A 22,308-nucleotide genomic window follows, 5' to 3' on the forward strand; every position below is an offset into this window, starting at 1 on the left:
GCCCAGGATAGCGCCGATCCACGAGTCCGGCAAGATTATCCGAAACTCGCGTGTGTCACTTCACTTGCCTGGCAACCGGCCGGGCGCCAACTCGCTCCGGCCGGATGGACAGTCAGGCCAGGGTCGGACGAACCTCGACACCGGGAGCAATCTCGAGTTCGAGCACCCGGAGACCGTCGGCGCGCGCGGCTTCCGCCAAGTGCGCGGGGAACGGTTCCGTACTGAGGGCGAGCACGGTGGGGCCGGCGCCGGAAACGGTGGCCGCGATACCGGCTTCGCGCAGAATCGCGATCCATCGGGTTGTCAACGGCAACGCGGGAGCGCGCTGGCTCTGATGCAGGCGATCCTCGGTGGCTGCCATCAACAGATCCGGACGCGCCGTCAGGGCGACAACAGCCAGGGCGCTGCGGCTTGCGTTGAACGACGCATCCTGGTGCGGAACCAATTCGGGAAGCAGTCCGCGGGTGTGCGCGGTGGAGGATCGTTCTTCCGGAACCAGTGCTACCGCACGGATATCGGGATGAACGTCGAGTTTCGCGGCCGAGTAGATCGGCTCGTCGCCATCGACGGCGGACGGGCAACTCCACGAGACGACAGCGCCGCCCAGGACACTCGCCGACGCATTGTCCGGGTGCCCTTCGAACTCGGAGGACAGCTGAACCAACTGCTCGTCGGTGAGACCGATCTCGGCGTCGAGTGCGCGGGCCAATCCGTTTGCGGCAGCAAGGCCACCCACGGCCGCCGACGCGGACGAACCGAGCCCACGTGAATGCGGGATCGCGTTGCGGCACAGCACATCCAGGCCGCTAGCCCACACGCCGGCAGCTTCGAGTCCGCGTTCGATGGCCCGAACGACCAGATGCGAAGGGCCCCAAGGTACGTCCGCAGCACCCTCGCCTTCGACCTGAATATTCAGACCGGAATCCGTTGTGGTGACCACGATCTCGTCATACAGCCCCAGAGCCAAGCCGAGCGTGTCGAACCCCGGCCCCAAGTTTGCACTCGAGGCCGGGACGCGTGCGGTCACCGAAATACCCACAGGGAGGGTTCTGGTCATGTCAGATACCGGATTCCGCGGAGTGGTTGACGAGTCCACGGACACTATGCAAGCTCGAGGGCAGCCGCAACGGCAACGGGATCGACACCGATGGGCTCGACGTTCGGCATGCCCTTCAGAGCGGTATCGGGATCCTTGAGGCCGTTACCGGTCACGGTGCACACGACGGTCAGGCCCGGCTCGAGCCAGCCCTCTGCACGTGCGGCGAGCAAGCCGGCAACGCTGGCTGCCGACGCCGGCTCCACGAAGACACCTTCGGTAGCGGCGATCAGGCGGTAGGCCTCGAGGATCTTCTCGTCGGTGGCGGCACGGAATGCGCCGTTCGACTCTTCCTTGGCCGCGACGGCGCCGTTCCAGGATGCGGGAGAACCGATCCGGATGGCGGTGGCGATGGTCTCGGGATCCTTGACGGGGGCGCCGTTGACCAGCGGTGCGGCTCCGGCTGCCTGGACGCCGAGCATGCGGGGCTTGACCGTGGTCAGGCCGTCTGCGTAGTACTCGGAGTATCCGCGCCAGTATGCGGTGATGTTTCCGGCGTTTCCGACCGGGAGTGCGTGCACGTCGGGAGCCTTGCCCAGGACGTCCATGATTTCGAACGCTGCGGTCTTCTGACCTTCGATGCGCACCGGGTTGACGGAGTTGACCAGACCGATGGTCGGGAACTCGGCGGTGGTCTTGCGTGCCAACTCGAGGCAGTCGTCGAAGTTGCCCTGCACCTGAATGATCTTGGCGCCGTGCATGACTGCCTGAGCGAGCTTGCCCATGGCGATCTTGCCCTGCGGGATCAGGACGGCGCAGGTCATACCGGCCTTGGCTGCGTAGGCGGCAGCCGAGGCGGAGGTGTTGCCGGTGGAGGCACACAGCACAGCGCGCTGGCCACGAGCGAGGGCGTCGGTGACGGCCATCGTCATGCCGCGGTCCTTGAACGAACCGGTGGGGTTGAGGCCCTCGACCTTGAGGTAGACGTCGCAACCGGTGACTTCGGAGAGATGACCGGCGGGCAGGAGCGGCGTGCCGCCCTCACGCAGGGTGACGGTCTTCCAGTTGTCGCCGATTGCCAGACGATCCCGGTATGCCTCGATGAGTCCCGGCCAAGCTTTGTGGACGGGATTGACGATGCCGGTCATTGTTCAGTGCCTTCCAGTCGCAGCACGCTGGTCACAGCGGTGACGAATTCGAGTTCGTTGAGGGCCGCCACGGTGTCGGAGAGAGCCGCGTCGGTTGCTACATGAGTGACGACCACCAGTCGGGCGCCGGCTCCGGCACCTTCCTGGCGGACGACGGAGATGCTCACGCCGTGCTTCGCGAACTCGGCGGCGACTGCGGACAGTACGCCTTCCTTGTCCGCCACCTCCATGTTCACGTAGTAGCGCGTGAGGATGTCGCCCATCGGGGCGACTTTGAGCTTGGCGTACTTGGACTCGCGGGGGCCGCGGCCACCGTGAACCTTGTTGCGCGCCGCCATCACCAGATCGCCCATCACCGCGGAAGCGGTGGGAGCGCCGCCGGCACCCTGGCCGTAGAACATGAGCCGGCCGGCGTTTTCCGCTTCCACCACAACGGCATTGAAGGCGCCGTTGACGGTGGCGAGTGGATGGGTGAGCGGAACTAGTGCGGGATAGACCCGGGCGGAGATCCGCTCCTTACCCTTGGGCGTGACGATTCGCTCGCAGATCGAGAGCAGCTTGATCGTGCAGTCGAGTGCCTTTGCCGACGCCAGGTCAGCGGAGGTGATGCTGGAGATTCCTTCGCGGTACACATCGGCGGCAGTGACGCGGGTGTGGAATGCGATGGACGCGAGGATCGCGGCCTTTGCTGCGGCGTCGTAGCCTTCGACGTCAGCCGTGGGATCGGCTTCCGCGTATCCGAGGCGGCCGGCTTCAGCGAGGGTTTCCTCGTAGTCTGCGCCCGTTTCGGCCATCGCGGAGAGGATGAAGTTGGTGGTGCCGTTCACGATTCCGGCAACCTTGTTGACTCGGTCGCCGGCAAGCGACTGCGTCAGCGGGCGGATGACCGGGATCGCGCCGGCGACAGACGCTTCGAAGTACAGGTCGACCGAGTTGGCCTCTGCAGCCTCCGCCAATTCACCGGTGTGGTCCGCGAGCAGCGCCTTGTTGGCGGTGACGACGGACTTGCCCGAATTGAGCGAGGAGAGAATCAGCTTTCGAGGGAGCTCGATTCCGCCGATCACCTCGACGACGATGTCCACGTCTTCGCGGGCGACCAGAGATTCTGCATCCGTCGTCTGCATGTCCTCGGGGATTCCGCGGTCGGAACCGACACGACGAACGGCAACTCCCCGCAGTTCCAGCGGAGCGCCGACGCGAGCTTCGAGCTCGTCGGCCTGCTCACGAATGATGCGGACAACTTCACTTCCGACGTTACCGAGGCCGAGAACGGCCACACCGATAGCGCGATGCGCCGATTGGCTCGTCACTGCGATACCTCCAAGCTGAGCAGATCTTCCACTGTTTCCCTCCGCAGAATCACGCGTGAAACTCCGTCACGCACCGCCACCACGGCTGGGCGGGTGAGCAGGTTGTACCTGCTCGACATCGAATAGCAGTATGCACCGGTCGCTGCTACCGCAAGTAAATCACCAGGTCCGACGTCCTCGGGCATCCAGGTGTCCCGAATGACGACGTCACCGGATTCGCAGTGCTTTCCGACAACACGTGCAACAACAGGATCGGCCTCGGATGTTCGTGACACCAACTTGGCTTCGTACTCCGCACCGTAGAGCGATGTGCGGATGTTGTCGCTCATGCCGCCGTCGACGCTGATGTAGCGGCGTGTCAGTGCGCTGCCCACCGTGACGTCCTTGACGGTGCCGACCTCGTAGAGCGTCACCGTTCCGGGTCCGGCGATGGCGCGGCCGGGTTCGACGGCAAGTGTCGGCTCGGGCAGTCCGGCCAGTGCCGACTCGTTGCGAACGATGTGACCGAGCTTGGCTGCGAGTTCGTCGACGGGCGGCGGGTCGTCGGACGGGATGTACGAAATTCCCATGCCGCCGCCGAGGTCGATGATCGAAATCTGCTTGGTCTTCTCGACGCCGAACTCCGCGACAACGTCGCGAAGCAGTCCGATGACGCGGTGCGCCGCCACCTCGAAGCCGTCGACGTCGAAGATCTGCGATCCAATGTGGCTGTGCAGTCCGACGAGACGCAGGTTGTCGGCGGCAAAGACGCGGCGGACGGCGTCGATTGCCGCTCCCCCGGCCAGCGAGAATCCGAACTTCTGGTCTTCGTGTGCGGTGGAGATGAATTCGTGGGTGTGCGCTTCGACGCCGACGGTCAGGCGAATCAGCACGTCCTGAACAACTCCGGCTTCACCGGCGACACGGTCGAGTCGGTCGATCTCGATTGCCGAGTCGAGGACGACGTGTCCGACACCAGCGGCGACACCGGCTGCCAGTTCGGCGACGGACTTGTTGTTGCCGTGCATGGCAATTCGCTCGGCGGGGAAATCGGCGTGCAACGCGATCGCCAGTTCGCCGCCGGAGCACACGTCGAGGGAGAGTCCTTCGTCGGCGACCCAGCGTGCGATCTCACCGCACAGGAATGCCTTGGATGCGTAGTGCACCTTGGCATCCGGACCGAACGCGCGGGCCATGTCGCGGCACCGCGAACGGAAGTCGTCCTCGTCGATGACAAACAGAGGCGTGCCGTACTTCTCGGCAAGCTCGCTGACCTTGACGCCGGCGAGAGTCACTTCACCGTCGTCGCCGCGAGAAGCATTGCGCGGCCACACCTGCGGTGAGAGTTCGCCGAAAGCCTCGGGGCTGGTGGGACGGTCGGGCAGACCGGGGGCCTGCAACTGCTCGGCATGCTTGGGGCCGGCGGGGTGCGCGTTCACATCTGCTCCGGTGCGGTGACGCCGAGCAGTTCGAGGCCATTGGCCAGAACCTGTCGGGTGGCGGCGCAGAGTGCCAGACGTGCGCGGTGCACGTCGGTGGCGTCTTCGTCGCCTTGCGGAAGGATGCGGCACGCGCCGTAGAAGCGGTGGTACGCACCCGCGAGTTCTTCGAGGTAGCGGGCAATGCGGTGAGGCTCACGCAGGTTCGCAGCGCTGGACACGACGCGCGGGTATTCGCCGATCGTGCGAATGAGATCGCCTTCCTGCTCGACCGTGAGCAGGGCGAGGTGGCTCGCGTCGGCAGAGAGTCCGAGGTCTGCGGCGTTGCGGGCAATCGCGGAGAGGCGAGCATGTGCGTACTGGACGTAGTAGACCGGGTTCTCGCTGCTGGTCTTGGTCCACAGGTCGAGGTCGATGTCGATGCTGGAATCGACCGACGAGCGGATCATGACGTAGCGCGACGCGTCGACGCCGATGGCCTCGACCAGGTCGTCGAGGGTGATGACCGTGCCGGCGCGCTTGCTCATCTTGACGGCGGAACCGTCCTTGACGAGGTTGACCATCTGGCCGATCAGCACCTCGACGGTGTCCGGGTCGTCACCGAAGGCGGCAGCGGCGGCCTTGAGCCTGCCGATGTAACCGTGGTGATCGGCGCCGAGCATGTAGATGCACAGATCGAAGCCGCGGGCACGCTTGTCCTGGAAGTAAGCAATGTCACCGGCGATGTAGGCGGCGTTGCCGTCGCTCTTGATGACAACGCGGTCCTTGTCGTCGCCGTAGTCGGTGCTCTTGAGCCACCAGGCACCGTCCTCGTGGAACAGGTTGCCCGAACTCTTCAGCGACTCGACGGCCTTTTCGACTGCGCCGGATTCGAAGAGCGAGTTCTCGTGGAAGTACACGTCGAAGTCGACGCCGAAGTCGTGGAGCGTCTGCTTGATGTGCGTGAACATCAATTCGACGCCGATGGCGCGGAAGGTTTCCTGCTGCTCGTCGGCGGGCAGGTCCATGACGTCCGGACGCTGCTGTATGACGGACTGTGCGATGTCGGCGATGTAGGCGCCGGCGTAGCCGTCCTCTGGCGCCGGTTCGCCCTTGGCGGCCGCGATCAGCGAACGCGAGAAGCGGTCGATCTGGGCGCCGTGGTCGTTGAAGTAGTACTCACGGGTGACCAGGCCACCCTGTGCGGACAGAATGCGTCCGAGCGCGTCTCCGACTGCGGCCCAACGGGTTCCACCGAGGTGAATCGGGCCGGTGGGGTTAGCGGAGACGAACTCGAGGTTGATCTTCTTACCGGCGAGGGAGTCACCCGAGCCGTACGACGCACCGGCTTCGAGTACCGACACGACGATGGCGCCCTGGGCGTCCTTGTCCAGCCGGATGTTGAGGAAGCCGGGTCCGGCGATCTCGGCGGATTCGATTCCGTCGGCTGCGGTGAGGGCTTCGGCAATCCAGCCCGCCAGCTCGCGGGGATTCGTACCGACCTTCTTGGCTACCTGCATGGCAATGTTGGTGGCGTAGTCGCCGTGCTCGGGGTTGCGAGGACGCTCGACGGTCAAGGTTTGTGGGAGCACCGAGACGTCGAGGCCGCGTTCGGCTAGGACGCTCGCAGCGGTTCCGCGGAGCAGTTCGGCAAGGTCAGCTGGAGTCACAGGTATTCATCTTATTGCCTGCACACTCGAGGTGGAGACTCGCCTCACGCCCGGCCGCCTGCGGGTAGGCTGACGACCGATTTGGGCGTGTCGCACGCCACTCTCCCAGATTGCCCTCAGACTCGGAAAGTACAGTGGTAATGCCCGAGCTACCGTCAAGTACGTCTGACGGAAGGGTCTGCTGCATATTTGCCCACACACCGAAAGAGCCCAATCGATGCCAAGCGGTTCGGATAGTCGCGGTCCCAAGAACAAGTCCGGGGCCAAATCAGCCAAAGCCATCAAGGCTGCCAACAAGGGTGGCCGTCCGGCCAAGAAAGGCAAGGGAGGCGTTCCCGCCCCTCGCCAGATCCCGTGGCTGACGATCGGCGCCGGTGCGGTCGTGGTTGCCCTGATTGCGGTACTCGCCGTCAACTTGTGGCCGAAGGTGGAGGAGCAGCAGGCTCTCGAGCCCTATAAGTACAGCTCGGAGAACCAGGATCCGTCGGACAAGATCGACGGTGTCCTCAAGATCGAGTACCCCGCCGGTCAGCACGTCGATTCTACGCAGCGCGTGGCTTACGACCAGACCCCGCCGTTCGGTGGCCCGCACGACGCAACCTGGGCGAACTGCACGGGAACCGTGTACGCGGACCCGATCCGCACCGAGAACGCCGTCCACTCGCTCGAGCACGGCGCCATCTGGATCACGTACAACCCCGATCTCGTCGACCAGGACCAGATCGACAGCCTTGCCGGACGCGTCAACGGCAAGTCCTACATGCTGATGTCGCCCTATCCCGGCCAGAGCAGCCCCATCTCGCTCCAGTCGTGGGGCCATCGCCTCGAGGTCGACAACGCCGACGACGAGCGCATCGACCAGTTCATCACCGCGCTGAACCAGAACCCGAACGTCTACCCCGAGGTCGGCGCGAGCTGCTCCAATCCGCTGTTCAGTCCGGAAACGTCGCCGTTCGATCCCACCGCTCCGGGCCCCGACGCCGTTCCGATGGACGGCTCAGGCACCACGGCAGCTACCGACGAGCAGATTCCTGCGGGTGGATAACGTGCCGGACACCGACCAGCCGTCAAAGCCCAGTCAGCGCACCGCACTGCTGATCATCGGGCTGATCGGCGCAATCGCCATCGGCTTTGCCCTGGGTGCGCTCACCAATCTGCTGGGTCCCGACGCAGAGTCCTCACTGACCGTCCCGGCATCGGACTCCGTCGACGTGGGCTTCGCGCAGGACATGAGCGTGCATCACAGCCAGGCGGTCGACATGGCCTCTATCGCGCTGACGAAGTCCACGGACAACGACGTGCGCACGCTGGCCTACGACATCTTGACCTCGCAGCAGAATCAGCTCGGCCAGATGCAGGCCTGGTTGACGATGTGGGATCAACCGCTCAGCAAGGTCGGCCCGTACATGGAGTGGATGTCGTCCGATTCGATGTCCGGACACGGATCACACGGCACGTCGTCGACGATGACCATGGATCATTCCGGTCCGGTAGACACGATGCCCGGCATGGCGTCTCCGGAGGATCTGGCCGCTCTGCGCGCCGCGTCCGGCACCGAGCTCGACGTCTTGTTCTTGCAGCTGATGTTGCGCCACCACGAGGGCGGTCTCCCGATGATGGAGTACGCCGCGGCCGACGCCACCGAGGGCCCCGTGCGCTCCCTGGCCCAGACCATGGTCGACACGCAGCAGAGCGAGTCCACGCTGATGACCAACATGCTGGCCGCGCGCGGAGCCACTCCCCTGCCGATGAATTAACCTGGCGTTTTTGCAGACCCGAACTGGGCCTGGTCCTGAAAATTACTTCAGGACCAGGTCCAGTTTTCTACTTCCGGCATGTCCTCGAGGTGTTCGACGATGTAGCGGGAATGCTTTTCCAACTGGGCCCGGCAGAACTCTGCCAGTTCCGGGGATCCGGCCGTCCGCCGCTTCGAGCGTCGTAGTGCCTCGATCACCAGGTGATAGCGGCTCATCTTGTTGAGCACGACCATGTCGAACGGTGTTGTGGTGGTTCCCTGTTCGCTGAATCCGCGAACGTGGAACCGCTCCGGCGACGGCCGGCCGTGCATGAGTTCGTGAATGGCGCGGGAGTACCCATGGAAGGCAAATACGACGTCGGTCTGCGCAGTGAACAGGTCGAGGAAGATTCGCTCACCGAATCCGTGTGGATGCTCGGTCGGCGTCAGCAATGCCATGAGATCGACGACGTTGACAACCCGCACTCGCAGGTCCGGCGTGTGCTCTCGGAGCAATTGGGCTGCGGCCAGAATCTCCTGTGTCGGAACATCTCCCGCTGCCGCGAGCACAACATCCGGTTCTTCGCCGTGAATCTCTGTTCCCGCCCACTCCCATACCGAAGCGCCGGCCGCACAGTGCGCGTGTGCCTGCTCGAGCGTGAGGTACTGCAGGTGCGGCTGTTTGTCGACGACGATCAGATTCACGTGATCGGTGCTGCGCAGACAATGATCCGAAATCGACAGCAACGTATTGGAATCCGGCGGCAACCACACTCGGATCACGCTGGGCGCCAAGGGAATCACCGCGTCGATCATTCCCGGCCCCTGATGACTGAAACCGTTGTGATCGTTACGCCAACACGTGCTGGTGAGCAGCACGTTGAGTGACGCCACCGGGGCACGCCACGGCAATTCCACGGCGTGTTGAAGCCACTTGGCGTGCTGGATGAGCATCGAGACGCTCACCATCGCAAAAGCTTCGTAGCTGGCGAACATTCCGTGCCGACCGGAGAGCAAATAGCCTTCGAGCCAGCCCTCACACAGGTGCTCACTGAGCACTTCCATGACCCGGCCGTCTGGGGAGAGTCCGTCGTCGAATGCTGTGATCGGCAATTGCCAGCAGCGCTCGGTTGTCTCGAAGACAGCGCCGAGTCGGTTGCTCGACGTCTCGTCCGGACAGAAGAGCCGGAAGATTCCGCCGCCGTCGTCGGTCTCCGTGGCGGCGTAGATGTCTCGGAGCAGTTCTCCGAGCACTCTGGTGGTCTCGTGGAAGGTCGAACCGGGCGAGTCGATGGGGAGTGCGTACTTCTCGAGCGCCGGAATGGGGAGGGCGACGCGTAGTCGTCCACCGTTGGCGTACGGCGTGCTGCCCATCCGCTTGTCGCCGACCGGGGCGAGCGCGGCCAGGTCTTCGCGCAATGATCCGGCTGCGTCGAACAACTCGTCCGGACGGTAGGAGCGCATCCATTCTTCGAGTTGGCGCAGATGCGCTTCGTTGGTGCGCACTCCCGAGAGCGGCACCTGATGCGCCCAGTGGGTGCCTTCCACCAATTTCCCGTCCACCGTGTGCGGTCCGGTCCACCCCTTGGGTGTGCGCAGGACAATCGCCGGCCACTTACCCGACCACTCCTCGCCGGCGCGCGCCTTCGCCTGCCTGTCGCGGATCATGTTGTGAGCGTTGACTATTGCCCGGTACAGTTCCGGGAACACCGTGCCGGGATCGTCGCCCCCCACCACAACGGGATCCCATCCCTGACCGCTGAGAAACGCCTTGACGTCGTCGTCGCTGCTGCGCCCGTACACCGTCGGTCCCGCGATCTTGGCGCCGTTGACGTGCAGGATCGGTAACACCGCTCCGTCGCGACGCGGATTGAGGAAAGCCGGGAGTTTCCACGATCCCGACAACGGTCCCGTTTCCGCCTCACCGTCACCGATGACACACGCCACCAGCAGGTCCGGGTGGTCGAACGCGGCACCGGCCGCGTGTGCGAGTGCGTAACCGAGTTCGCCGCCTTCGTGGATGCTGCCGGGCGTCTGCACGCTGACGTGACTTGGCACGCCGCCCGGAGCCGAGAACCGTCGGCACATCCGATGAATGCCCTCGCCGTCTGCCGACACGTCGGGATAGATCTCCGAGTACGTGCCCTCCAGGTACGTCGATGCGACCAACGCCGGCCCGCCGTGCCCTGGCCCCGTCACGTACAGCCAATCCGCGTCGGTGGAAACGATGTGCCGGTTCAGCAGCGTGTAGATCATCGACAAGCCCGGACTGGTTCCCCAGTGCCCGAGCAGTCGCGGTTTGATGTGCTTCGCTTGCAACGGTTCTCGCAGCAAAGCGTTGTCCTGCAGGTAGATCTGCGCGACGGTCAGATAGTTCGCGGCCGCCCACCACTGCAGGTCCAGCGCAAGATCGTCGTCGGAATACTGGTGATCGGTCATCGTCGACTCCCGTACTTCACGAGGGTGCCCGAGCGGTCCGCCCGAACCTGTGCCCAGAGGCGAGCCTAGGGGGAAACCGCACGGATGTCTTAGTTACCGGCACTCGACTCACCCTTAGATGGGGCCGGTTTGACCACAGGCGGGTGTGATGCGCTACGCTAACGCAGCCCAAGTCGGCACACCGATTTCTATCGGTGCGCCCCCGTAGCTCAGGGGATAGAGCGTTCGCCTCCGGAGCGAAAGGCCGCAGGTTCGAATCCTGCCGGGGGCACCACGACAACGCAGGTTTTCTTATAGCCTGCGCGTCCCGGTGCCACATTTCTCAGTGCTTCATTTCTCAGCGACTACCGTTGGCTTCATGCCGCGACGCGATTCTGCCCCGACCTACACGATGCGTCAGCTTGCTGCGTTTGTGGCGGTGGCAGAGACCGGAACCATCACCGCCGCGGCCGACCTCATGCATCTCTCCCCCTCGGCGCTGTCTGCGTCCATCACCGAACTCGAACGCGCCCTGAAAGTTCAACTGTGCGTTCGTCGTCGATCATTCGGCGTTCAGCTCACGCGCACCGGCGAATCCGTTCTGGTGCGTGCACGTGCGCACCGTCCTACGCGAAATCGATCCCACCGTCGAGCAATAGTTCGTCTCCAACCAGCGCGTCGCCACAGCCCTCCGCGCACGCCCGTCGGCGGACGAGCAGTAGCTCCGTGAGATCAAGCTCAGCCAAGCCGTGCCGCACTCGCGGCGGAAAGACGTTCGTGTTAGGACGCCTGGGGAGGCTCGTCAGCGCCCGAGCAGCCCCAGAGCGACCTGCTCGCTCGTATCTAGTTGCGCACGGCTCCATCAATTGCTCGATCGACTCCGTAGACACCGAGTTCGAGCAGGCGATCAAGGATATCGAGTAGCGCTGTGATGCGCCGTCGGACGCGAGTCTGCGCCAACCCACGGACCACCAGATCCGAGATGTAATGAGCATCCCCGGCAGCACCGGTCCTGATGTCGGCCACATCTTCACCATGGATATTCAGAAAGTGGTGTGCAGCGAGGTCGACGAGATCGTCGACCTTGTCCGGCGCTTCCTGCAGCGTGATGAGCAGTTGCGGGGTCGCGTGCACGTAGCTTGGTGACGCGATCAAGTCAGCCAGGAACTCGGCGTAAGGGCGCAGGTCGTCTCCACGCAGGTGAACAGCCAGGGTGCCAACCTTTTTCCGAACCTCATCGTCCTCGTCATGCATCAGATGGCGCAGAGTCGACAGCACGAGTTCTGAATCGGCGGATCGATCAACCCTCGCGGCGCAGACCTCAGCCAGGCCGACCCGAACTTCCACATCGCTAGCCAAGGCTCGCTCCATTAGGGTTGGACGCCCCCATTGCAACGCGGCGAATGCCGCCACGCAACCCCCGGCCCTCCGAACCTCGGCATCTGTTGAGCTGAGCATGCGATCGATGACCGGATCGACTACTTCTGGATCGACGTTGCCGATGTAGATAATCAGGTTGTCCAACATGTCTGAGGCAAGTAGAAGATCGTCGGCCTCGATGAGGCGGTCGAAGGCTGCGTAGGCCGTTGGCCGTGCATGCCGTAGGCAGGCAGCGATGGTGTGGGCGGCGCAGGCGCGGACACTCAGTACTGGATCGCTCGCCAGTTCGGCGAGGCGGGGGGCCACGAGTTCCGTGCGCGTGCCATCAGGGTCGTGGACCAGGAGGTCGCCGAGCGACTCAGCCAAGCTTCCTCGTGAGGTGTTGTATCCGTTCTGGAACAAGGCGCGTCCGGGTTGGTGGTCATCTCGGCCCACGAAGACGGGCGAGTTGTCGACAGGGTCAGGAGCGTTTAGTGCACGGTCGAGGACCATCTCAACGATGTCCAACGGTGTCTCGTCATAGACGTGACGGACCGCCCAGCCAAGCCAGCGGTCACAGTTATCGAGGCCGAGGCTCATGACGTGACGGATCGCGTCGAAGACGGCGTGCTGTGCTTCTTCTGGAATAGATGCTTCTCCGAAGCCCCACAGGATCGCGGCGGGATAGGCCTCGTTGGTCTCGGGTGTCAACAGCATGGCTAATCCGGCGAATCGAAGTGGATCCTCAGCTGTGCGCGCCTTCAGCTGCTGCGCCAACTCGCGAGCACCGCCTACCTCGCTGCCGAGGTCACGGTCGTCGTTGTCGTGCTTTGCCATGGCCTGCAACCACTGTGCGTTGCTCATCTTGCCTGTGGCTGGTCCACCAATCGGCGACCCGACCGTGTAGGTGATAATTCCGGTCGGTTGCTCGGGCAAGTCGCGGTTGAACTTGCGCTGGTACTCCTGTAGCCGTCGAAGTCCCAACGGCGTTAACCGCTTGGGGTCGAGCGCTGATAGGAACGTGAAGGCGGTGTAGCCGAACCACCGAAGCGTGTGGTGGAGGTCGGAAGATTGGTATGTCGCGGGAAGGTCTCGCAGCTGCTCTTCAAGCTGCAGGTGGACCTCATCGCTGACAATCGGCGCTATGGCCTCAACGACCTCGCGTGAGAGCCAGTGCGAATCGGACAGATACCCTGCTTCTAGGCGGTTGCCGCCTTGGAGAATCAGCTCAGCTGCCCACGGGGCAAAGGTCAGTCCCCCAGCAATCAGAGCGCGATACAACAACGACTGCGCCGCGTCGTGCTCGTCAGCGGCCAGGAGCTGCAGCACCGACTCGATCGTTTCCGGCGAGGTCTGCGCCCACTTCCCGAGCGCGTCCGCCACGCCGTTGTATAACGCGTCATCGACGTCGCCGTACCCCGACTCCGCACGAAGTCTCAGTCTGAAATGCCGGTCGCGAAGAAGATCCTGCTCGTGTCGGTCGTAGTGCGTGGCGTCCATGACTGCCAGCAGATGCGGCACGAACGCCTCGGCGAACGCTTGCGGCTCTGCGTTGCACGCTGCCTCGATCATCTGCGTGGCGCCGTACTCACGAATGCCAAGAAGGGCCACCTTGCCGTCGCTACCGAGCACCAGAGCAAACGGACTCTCGACAAAACAGGCCTTGAGCATCTCGATTGCCCAGAGTGGCTGGTATTCCGCAAGCTCGTGTGCCGAGAGCCAGACATTCTGATCGGCTGGGTTGATCTCGCCGGCACGGACTGCGTCTAGCAATAACTCGAACAGCTGCCGGTGATCGTACAAGTCGGCGCGCCAGGTTACCGAACGGAGCCACGCCACGTAGTCGGGTGACCGGTTCCGCGCCGTCAAGAGATCAGCCACCTCGGCGCAATGCTCGGCGCCGGCGTTGCCCATCCAGTTGATGCTCCTGCCGCGTAGTGCGGCGTCGTCGCTGTCGAGCCACCGTTCGATGTGACCATGGGCGGAGAACGGGCCGAACCAGGTAGGGCGTGCGAGCTGCAGCCACAGCCGTTTCGTGAGCGTGGATTCCCTCTCGGCAAGGGACAGCACAAGTTCGACGTCCTCAAGCGTCGGAGCGCTGACGTTCACGAATACGGCGACCACCGTCTCCTTAATGTGGAAGCGAATATCTGCGCTGCTAAGGACCGTCTCGACCTCCGTCCGGAACCGACCGGGATCTCGCTCACGGAGAAGCTCAAGGATCTGCCGCACCTGCGCGCGTCGGAACAGTTCTTGCTCCTGGGCGCAAAGGAATTCGACCATCGACTGCCGTCGTGACAGCCACTGGCGGGCGAACGTGAAGTCGAAGAACGTCTCGTGAAAGAAGGAGACCCGGTCATCTTCGATCGCGATGACCTGTTCGGAGGCGAGAACCCGCGCGTGTTTGATGAAGTCGCCAGGACCGAGTATCTCGACGGGAACGGACAACGCCTGGTTGTCGCTCGCAGTGTTGGCGATCCGGGCCAGCACGTCGTTGAACAAGGTTCCGGGCCGTCGCTCCTCGGAGGTCTGTTCTTTGCGCTGCCAGAATGCTTCGAATAGCGATCCTCGGGAGGTGAAGTTCAGGGCACCTGGCTGCTCGGCGATCGTCTCGAGCAGGACAAGGTTGAGCGGTGATCTGAGGAGTGCACGTTGCGTAGCAGTGAGCAAGTCGGGATCGAGACCCATGGCTGAGACAGCGTCCGCCGCCGCTTCGTCAGGAAGCGGATCAACGGTCAAGCGCTCGACATCGTTCCGCGCATCGAGTTTGCGGATGCGGTGGTCGTTCTCGACGTCGAATAGTCGGCAGGCCAATATGACACGCACCCCGTCAACCGCCGTTGCTTCTTGAATGAGATCGGCAATGACGTCGTAGCGCTCCGAGAGGCGGCCGGACGCTAGCGACACGGCGTCGAGTTGGTCGATGATCAGGAAGGCGTCGCGGCCGTCGGCCGCCTGTCGCAGCGCCGCGACCGGCGAGGTCGAGAGACCCAGCTGAGTGCCCAGTTCCATGGTCGAACCGAAGGCGCCACGGCGGTCAAGCCGGAACGCCAACACCTCGGCGTCCTGCCCCTCGAACTCGCGCGCAGCCTGGTAAAGCACAGCACTCTTTCCACCACCGCCGGCCCCAACAACAAGTGCAAGGCGGGTCGTAGTCATGAGGTCGACGAGATCTGCAGCTTCCCGCCTCTCGATCGACGGCGAGAGCAGTTCGCGCTCGATCGTGCCGCGCCAGCTCTGGGTGGTTGCCACCACCTGCTCATGGGACGTTCGCCGTGCCAGGGAGTCGCGCAGAGTGATGCCCTCGCGAGCAAGAGCGTCAAGCAGTTCGCGTCGCGTCAGCCTCCTGCGCAGGTTGCCGAGCAGCACCGCCCCTATGGCAACTGCCATGACGCGGCCGGTCGCGCCCTCCATGCTCACTTCGGCGAGCATGGCGTTGGTCATGATCATGTCCTCTTCGACTTCAATCTCGATCCGCAGACCGCGCAGGGTCTGCCAGGCCCCGTCAGCGCTACCGAAGACATTCGCCGCGGTCAGCTCATCGAAGATTGGTCTCAACTCCCGCGTGAGCTGATGCGCAACGAATTGCTGTGCGTCCGCCGATTGCCGTGACAAGTCCGCCATGACCCGAAGTGCCCCGCTCGGAGTCATCGAACTGAAGTGGAACTCACGCCCAGCGGCAACGTGGCGAGCAGCCGCCGCCAAGACGCCGCGACCTCTGAGGGCTGCGATCGTCCAGTGATCGGTGATGTTGTTCTGGCGCTTCACCTGGGTCACCGAGATGTCGCCGTGCTCGTTGACGTAGGTGAATTCTGAGCCATCAGCCAGCTCAGGGTCGATCTCTTCGAGCGTGAGACTGCGGCGCTCGTCCTGGATGCAGAACAGAGCGTGACGAATAGCCCAGGCCAACTCGTATTTATTGCCTAGCTTGTCCGCGACACCACCACTGGCGCCGGGCATTCGGGGCGACGCCAGATTCCGTGGCGTGGGAGTTGTCTCGCTGCTCGCCTGTTCGGATTTCTCTCTCTCCCCTTCAGGTAGATAGGGGCGAGGGGCGTCGGTCACAGCAACAGGCTAGTTCCGCCCGGCGACATTCACCACAGCGGACCGTCGGTGACGCATGCCAATCTGGGCGGAATGAGCCAGCGCTCTGACGGTTTGGGGCGGATCACTCCACCTCAGACGACCCGCGGACCAGCGAGATACCAGCGTTTCCCGCCGGAGTGATGTTCTGCGACTGTCGCGTTTAGGTGCACCACGAAGACGCAGGTCAGATATTCATCTTCTGCCTCTCCTCGGTGTCACACCGAACGATTCAGGGTCATCTACGCGACTACTGTCGATCTCATGCCGCGCCGCGATTCTGCCCCGACCTACACGATGCGTCAGCTTGCTGCGTTTGTGGCGGTGGCAGAGACCGGAACCATCACCGCCGCGGCCGACCTCATGCATCTCTCCCCCTCGGCGCTGTCTGCGTCCATCACCGAACTCGAACGCGCCCTGAAAGTTCAACTGTGCGTTCGTCGTCGATCATTCGGTGTTCAGCTCACGCGCACCGGCGAATCCGTTCTGGTGCGTGCACGTGCCCTCCTACAACAGGCGGACGAACTCGAATCCGACGCACTCGGAACTGCAGGCACCGTCTCCGGGCCCATCGCGATCGGATGCTATCCGGCACTGGGGCCGACGATTCTGCCGTCGATGATCGCCGGCTTCACACGCGCGTACCCGGCAACGCAGGTGGAGTTTCGTGAGGACAACCAGAACCGCCTGCAGACTCATCTGGAAAACGGTGAGTTGGATCTTGCGATCGCATACGACCTGGATCTCTCGTCGGAGCTACGCACGATTCCGTTGACCACTCGCGAACCTCTGATCGTCATGGGCGCCGAGCACCCGTTGGCGGAGTCGGAGCACCCCATTCATCTCCCCGACCTCGCCGGTTTTCCGATGGTCCTCCTCAACGCACCGCCGAGCACCAAACACGCACTCGACGTGTGCCGCCTCGGCGGGTTTGTCCCGGACGTCGCCTACCGAACCGGGAACTTCGAGACGGCGCGAGCCTTTGTCGGACGCGGCCTCGGCTGGACGCTCCTGCTGCAACGCCCGAAGATGGACATCACGTACGAGGGGCTCGAAGTAGTCGTCAAAACGATCGGGTCGCCCGCTGTTGCTTCGGTCGACGTGGTTCTCGCCTGGCACCAGGACGCACGCTTGAGCCGAGTGGCGCGAAGTTTTATAGAATTCGTTTCACAACGGGACGATCAGCAATAACGTCCCCACCAGGGAAAATCTCTCCTTCCATCATTTTTCCGTGGAAGAACCTCCAATTCTTTAGCTTTTCAAGTGTTGTGGCGCGCGTCATTGTGTCTTCAAGCGATATTCATGTCGAAAGGCAATTCATGACCTCCACCGCCACGCCGCCAACGGTGCGCGCTGCCGCGAGCGCCAAAGCGCGCAAAGCCGCCCTCGGCAGCTTTGTCGGCACCGCCATCGAGTGGTACGACTTCTTCATCTACGGCACCGCTGCGGCGCTCGTACTCGGCACCCAGTTCTTCCCCGGCACGTCCGAGCTCGCCGGAACCTTGGCAGCATTCGCGACACTCGCGGTCGGCTTCATCGCGCGCCCCATCGGCGGAATCGTGATGGGCCATTTCGGCGACCGCATCGGACGCAAGTCCATGCTCGTGCTGTCGCTCCTGCTGATGGGCGGCGCGACCGTTGCCATCGGCCTGCTGCCGAACTACGACTCGATCGGCGTCTTCGCACCCATCCTCCTCGTGACGTTCCGATTCATCCAGGGACTCGGCGTCGGCGGCGAATGGGGTGGAGCAGTTCTGGTTGCGACCGAAAATGCACCAGAAGGCAAAAAGGGTCTGTACGGCGCTGCGCCGCAGATCGGCGTTCCGGCCGGTGTTCTGATGGCCAACCTCGTGTACCTGCCACTGGCCGCCTTCATGGACGACAGCACTTTCAACTCGTGGGGTTGGCGAATTCCGTTCCTGCTCAGCGCAGTTCTGGTGGGCGTAGCAATGTGGATTCGACTCGGACTCGAGGAAAGTGACGAGTTCACCGCCTCCAAGGACGATGCTCCCGCCGAGACACTGCCGATCCTCGAGGTTCTGACGAAGCACTGGAAGACGGTGCTACTCGCCGGCGGAACCTTCATCGCCACCAACGGAATTGCGTACGCGTACATGGTGTACGTCCTCAAGTACGGCGAGAAGGAACTCGGATTCAGCAAGACGACGATGCTGTTCCTGCTCATCGCGTCCTGCCCCTTCTGGATGGCCGGAATGGCATTCAGCGCGCACAAGTCCGACTCCATCGGCCGCCGAACCGTCTACATCCGTAGCTCCATCGCGTTGGTAGTCGCCGCGGCAGCGTTCTTCCCGCTCATGGACACCGCGATCATTCCGGCGATGCTGTTTGCCATGATCGGCCTGGGCTTCACCCTCGGTTGCTGCGCCGGCCCACAGTCCGCGCTGTTCGCCGAACTGTTCCCCGCCCACATCCGCTACAGCGGCGCGTCGCTCGGTTACCAGATCGGCGCCATCCTCGGCGGCGGCCTCGCCCCGATGATCGCTACCGCACTCTTTGCCGGTTTCGGCACCTCGCTTGCCATCACCGTCTACTTCGTGGGAATCGCAGTGATCAGCCTCGTCTCGATCCTGCTGCTTCCCGAACCTTCTGCCGCACAGAAAGCCTCGTGATCATGTCGACTTACTTTCATCCGAAGAAGTACGCTCCCGAGGATTTTGCGTCCCTCTCTCCGTCGGCCGACGCGCTTCCGGTAGTGATCGTCGGCGCCGGCCCCGTCGGCATGGGCGTTGCCATGGGCTTGGCCCAGCGCGGCATTCCCGTCACAATTCTCGAAGCGGCAGATCAGGTCTCGTTCGGCAGCCGCGCGATCTGCGTCTCCCGCCACAGCCTCGAAGTTGCCGAGCGTCTCGGCTTCGGCGCCGAACTCGAAGACATCGTTCTGCCGTGGGTGGGCGGCCGGAGCTACTACCGCGACCAGGAAGTGCTGCACTTCCGCATGGCGTCCGCCGATCACGATGCGCGTGGCCCCATGGTCAACGTGTCGCAATCCGAGTTCGAGCAGATCATGACCGACAAGCTGCTCGCTCACCCCCTCGTGAACTTCCACTGGTCATCGTCGATCGCGGGCATCACAGCCGCCGACGACGAGGTGACCTTGACTGTCGACACCGCATTCGGAACTCGCGAACTGCGTGCCGCCTGGGTCGTCGCCGCTGACGGTGGCCGCAGCAAGATGCGCGAACTCAGCGGCATCCGCCTGCAGGGCAACAGCTACGAGGGCAACTACGTCATCGCGGACATCCATTGGGAATCGGAACTCCCGGCCGAGCGCCTGGTGTGGTTCGACGCGCCGAGCAACCCGGGATCCACGATCATCATGCACCGCCAGCCGCGTGACATCTGGCGCATCGACTACCAACTCGACGCGTCGGACGATCCCAAAGCCGAGACGCAGGAAGATCGCATCCGTGACCGCATCACGCGCCACCTCGAATGGCTGCAGAGCGACATCCCGTGGACGCTCGAGTGGTTCGGCTTCTACCGCGCTCATGCACTGGCCCTCGAGGATTTCACTCACGGTCGCGTCTTGTTTGCCGGCGACGCAGCGCATCTCGTTCCGATCTTCGGTGTTCGTGGCCTCAACTCCGGTATGGAAGACGCCGAAACACTGGTGTGGCAGCTGGCCTCCGTCATCAACGGAGCATCCGATACCGCCATCCTCGACGCGTACTCGACCGAACGTCGCAGCGCGTGGCAGCAGAACGTCGACAATGCAGGCAAGTCGACGCTCATCATGTCCCCGGGCAGCCACGGACACCGAACCACCCGCGACGCCGTGCTCGAACTTGCCACCACCCGAAGCGAATTCGCGCACCTGATCAATCCGCGTCAGTCGAGCGCAACGCATGCACACCTGTCACCGCTGACGTGGCCAACCGCTCCGGGCACCGAGGGCGTACTGCCCGGCGATCCACTCGAGGACAGGATCGTCGAGGTCTCCGCGGACGGTTCGGCAACCTCCTTGAATCGACTGCGCGGAACGGGATTCGGACTACTGGCCTTCGGCCTGTCGGCCGAACTTGTATCCGAACTCGACACGCAAGCCGATGCGCTCGCCCGCGCACTTGCGCCGGAAACCGTGCGGGTGATCACGGTGGGCTGCGCCGACGCCACGATCGACGATGCTCGCGGTGACCTCGCGTCTGCCGTCGGCGCTCGCGTCGGCGAGATCTTCGTGATCCGCCCCGACGGCTTGGTACTGTGCCGGATCAACGATCCCGCGCAGTTGAGCGATGTGACCAAGCATCTGTCCGCGGGCACCGCGCCGACGCACTTCGACGCGGCAGTGTCCGTGATCGCTGCGGGGAACGGCGACGAAGCCCGCCGTGAGCACGTGTGGTTAGCACTCTCCAACGCACTCGATCAGGCCGATCCGGCTGATCGTGAAGGCCTGTTGGTACGCCTGGCCCTGGTCCTCGGTTCACAGGCGAGCACTGCGGACTTCGACAGTGCTGTTGGGTCCGCTTCGCGTTAGCGCTGTTGGGTCCGCTTCACGGTAGTCACAAACGACACCAGTTCAGCCGCGCAGGAATTCTCCTGCGCGGCTGAACTTTTTTGCGCTCCGGTCAGACGGTTGTTGTCGAGGGGACGGGCGTCAACTCGTCCTCCGCTTCGGCGCTCCCTGCACGCGCCGATCTTCCACGCATCAGCGGCGAGACGGTGATAGCCAAGCCCACCAGCGCTACGCCGGTCACCAGGATCAGTCCGGGATGGAACTGCTCGAACCCAGCGGTTCCGGCACCGGTCGCGGTATGCGATCCGGCGGTCACCAGGGCAGTAGTCAGGGCAAGCACCAGGGCCGCACCGACCTGAGCCGACGTGTTCACCAGACCCGAGGCCAGACCTTGCTCCGAATCGTCGACACCGGACGTGGCCTGAGCCATGATCGAGGTGTAGCCCAACGCAAATCCGAGCCCGAGCAGGATGACGCTCGGCAGAATCGCCACGACGTACGACGGTGAATCACTCCCGGCAAACAGGAACCAGAGGTACCCGACGCTCAGCGACGTCAGTGCGGCGATGATGAGCTTGGCACTGCCGTACAGGTCGACCAATCGTCCGACAAACGGTGACCCGAAGGCGACGATGATGCCGGCCGGGAGCAGGGCCATCGCCATCTTCAGGGGCGACCAGCCGAGAGCGGACTGCAGGAAGATCGTCATCATGAACTGGAAGCTCAGGTAGGACCCGAAGAGCGCGATGATGGCCAGATTCGCACGAACGATGGTTCCGACACGCAGAAGTCCAAGGCGCACAAGCGGATGCGCCACCTTCTTCTCCACGAAGAAGAACGTCGCCAACAACACCGCTGCCACGGCAAAGGATCCCAGCGTCATCGGGTGCGCCCACCCACGGGCCGGTGCCGAGACCATCGTGTAGACCGTGAGCAGCATTCCCGTCACCAGGGTGACGGCACCGACCAGGTCGTGTCCCCCGTTGTCCGCGCGACGGTCCCGCGGAATGAGGAAGTACCCACCGATCAGTGCGATGACGGCAAACGGAACCGGCATCAGGAACGTGAATCGCCAACCGGCGCTCGTCAACAGCCCACCGAGAATCAGGCCGGACGAGTAACCACTGGCACCGAATACCGAGAACACCGACAGCGCCCGGTTGCGGGCCGGACCCTCTTTGAACGTCGTGGTGAGGATGGACATTGCGGTCGGAGCAGTGAAGGCGGCGGCCAGTCCCTTCACGAATCGTGATGCGATCAGCAGTGTTCCGTTGTCGACGAGGCCACCGACCAGCGAAGCGATTGCGAACACTGTGAGCGCGATCAAGAAGACTTTCCGACGTCCGAGGAGGTCCGCGGTGCGCCCGCCCAGGAGCAGCAGTCCGCCGAATCCGAGGACGTAACCGTTGATGATCCACTGCAGCGAGGTAGTGGACAGGCCCAGTTCATTGCCGATGGACGGTAGAGCGACGCCCACCATCGACACATCGAGACCGTCGAGGAACAACACGAGGCAGAGCACCGCAAGGATGCCCCACAGCTTGGGAGACCAGCCCTCCCCTGTGGCCGGGTCCGTGGATCCCATAGAAGCCGGGGATTCCGTAGAAGCCGGGGATTCCGGCGAATCGAATGGTTTCAGTGTCGAGTCAGTGCAAGTCACGTCAGCGAGAATAGATGC

Annotated in this window: 13 protein-coding genes, 1 tRNA gene and 1 pseudogene; 7 read left to right on the plus strand and 8 right to left on the minus strand. The window is 63.5% G+C overall.

Annotated elements, in window-relative coordinates:
- Nucleotides 1–112 precede the first annotated feature (112 nt).
- Genes thrB through argS form a run of 5 tightly spaced genes read right to left on the minus strand, consistent with a single transcriptional unit; the run spans nucleotide 113 to nucleotide 6,561 of the window.
- Nucleotides 113–1,057 (minus strand): homoserine kinase, encoded by a 945-nt coding sequence (gene thrB, locus ACFRFQ_RS29735; RefSeq protein ID WP_378665179.1) that lies wholly within the window; start codon nucleotides 1,055–1,057, stop codon nucleotides 113–115.
- Nucleotides 1,058–1,101: 44 nt separating this feature from the next.
- Nucleotides 1,102–2,184: a threonine synthase gene (gene thrC, locus ACFRFQ_RS29740; protein ID WP_209447759.1), complete on the minus strand. Its 1,083-nt coding sequence runs from the start codon at nucleotides 2,182–2,184 to the stop codon at nucleotides 1,102–1,104.
- Nucleotides 2,181–3,494: a homoserine dehydrogenase gene (locus ACFRFQ_RS29745; RefSeq protein WP_378665180.1), complete on the minus strand. Its 1,314-nt coding sequence runs from the start codon at nucleotides 3,492–3,494 to the stop codon at nucleotides 2,181–2,183. Before ACFRFQ_RS29745 ends, thrC begins: the two co-directional genes overlap by 4 nt.
- Nucleotides 3,491–4,912, minus strand: a complete 1,422-nt coding sequence (gene lysA / locus ACFRFQ_RS29750) for a diaminopimelate decarboxylase (protein ID WP_378665181.1) — start codon at nucleotides 4,910–4,912, stop codon at nucleotides 3,491–3,493. Before lysA ends, ACFRFQ_RS29745 begins: the two co-directional genes overlap by 4 nt.
- Nucleotides 4,909–6,561 (minus strand): arginine--tRNA ligase, encoded by a 1,653-nt coding sequence (gene argS, locus ACFRFQ_RS29755; RefSeq protein ID WP_378665182.1) that lies wholly within the window; start codon nucleotides 6,559–6,561, stop codon nucleotides 4,909–4,911. Before argS ends, lysA begins: the two co-directional genes overlap by 4 nt.
- A 217-nt stretch (nucleotides 6,562–6,778) precedes the next feature.
- Here argS and ACFRFQ_RS29760 point away from each other — a divergent pair, with 217 nt between their 5' ends.
- Together ACFRFQ_RS29760 and ACFRFQ_RS29765 are read left to right on the plus strand one after the other, a co-directional pair.
- Nucleotides 6,779–7,606 (plus strand): DUF3105 domain-containing protein, encoded by an 828-nt coding sequence (locus ACFRFQ_RS29760; RefSeq protein WP_378665183.1) that lies wholly within the window; start codon nucleotides 6,779–6,781, stop codon nucleotides 7,604–7,606.
- Nucleotides 7,593–8,318 carry a DUF305 domain-containing protein gene (locus tag ACFRFQ_RS29765; protein WP_378665229.1) on the plus strand — a complete coding sequence of 242 codons (726 nt, stop codon included), beginning with the start codon at nucleotides 7,593–7,595 and terminating at the stop codon, nucleotides 8,316–8,318. The genes ACFRFQ_RS29760 and ACFRFQ_RS29765 overlap by 14 nt, the downstream gene beginning before the upstream one ends.
- Before the next feature lie 47 nt (nucleotides 8,319–8,365).
- Here the strand turns inward: ACFRFQ_RS29765 and ACFRFQ_RS29770 are convergent, their stop codons facing one another.
- Nucleotides 8,366–10,735 carry a phosphoketolase gene (locus ACFRFQ_RS29770; RefSeq protein WP_378665184.1) on the minus strand — a complete coding sequence of 790 codons (2,370 nt, stop codon included), beginning with the start codon at nucleotides 10,733–10,735 and terminating at the stop codon, nucleotides 8,366–8,368.
- A 198-nt stretch (nucleotides 10,736–10,933) separates the two neighbouring features.
- Here ACFRFQ_RS29770 and ACFRFQ_RS29775 point away from each other — a divergent pair.
- Nucleotides 10,934–11,009: transfer RNA gene (locus ACFRFQ_RS29775), tRNA-Arg, on the plus strand.
- 84 nt (nucleotides 11,010–11,093) lie between these two features.
- Nucleotides 11,094–11,333 (plus strand): annotated as a pseudogene (locus ACFRFQ_RS29780) (LysR family transcriptional regulator); the annotation flags it as partial.
- A 224-nt stretch (nucleotides 11,334–11,557) separates the two neighbouring features.
- Here the strand turns inward: ACFRFQ_RS29780 and ACFRFQ_RS29785 are convergent.
- On the minus strand, nucleotides 11,558–16,138 hold the full coding sequence (locus tag ACFRFQ_RS29785) for a hypothetical protein (protein ID WP_378665185.1): 4,581 nt from the start codon (nucleotides 16,136–16,138) through the stop codon (nucleotides 11,558–11,560).
- 282 nt (nucleotides 16,139–16,420) lie between these two features.
- On the opposite strand from ACFRFQ_RS29785, the gene ACFRFQ_RS29790 reads away from it, so the two are divergent.
- From ACFRFQ_RS29790 to ACFRFQ_RS29800, 3 genes are all read left to right on the plus strand, one after another.
- On the plus strand, nucleotides 16,421–17,347 hold the full coding sequence (locus ACFRFQ_RS29790) for a LysR substrate-binding domain-containing protein (protein ID WP_378665186.1): 927 nt from the start codon (nucleotides 16,421–16,423) through the stop codon (nucleotides 17,345–17,347).
- A gap of 128 nt (nucleotides 17,348–17,475) precedes the next feature.
- On the plus strand, nucleotides 17,476–18,786 hold the full coding sequence (locus ACFRFQ_RS29795) for an MFS transporter (RefSeq protein WP_378665187.1): 1,311 nt from the start codon (nucleotides 17,476–17,478) through the stop codon (nucleotides 18,784–18,786).
- A 2-nt stretch (nucleotides 18,787–18,788) separates the two neighbouring features.
- Nucleotides 18,789–20,651, plus strand: a complete 1,863-nt coding sequence (locus ACFRFQ_RS29800) for an FAD-dependent monooxygenase (protein ID WP_378665188.1) — start codon at nucleotides 18,789–18,791, stop codon at nucleotides 20,649–20,651.
- Between the two features lie 91 nt (nucleotides 20,652–20,742).
- Here the strand turns inward: ACFRFQ_RS29800 and ACFRFQ_RS29805 are convergent, their stop codons facing one another.
- Nucleotides 20,743–22,290 carry an MFS transporter gene (locus tag ACFRFQ_RS29805; RefSeq protein WP_378665189.1) on the minus strand — a complete coding sequence of 516 codons (1,548 nt, stop codon included), beginning with the start codon at nucleotides 22,288–22,290 and terminating at the stop codon, nucleotides 20,743–20,745.
- Nucleotides 22,291–22,308 lie beyond the last annotated feature (18 nt).

Origin of the sequence: Rhodococcus sp. NPDC056743 (genome assembly GCF_042790355.1) — a bacterium.
Taxonomy (GTDB): Bacteria; Actinomycetota; Actinomycetes; order Mycobacteriales; family Mycobacteriaceae; genus Rhodococcus_F.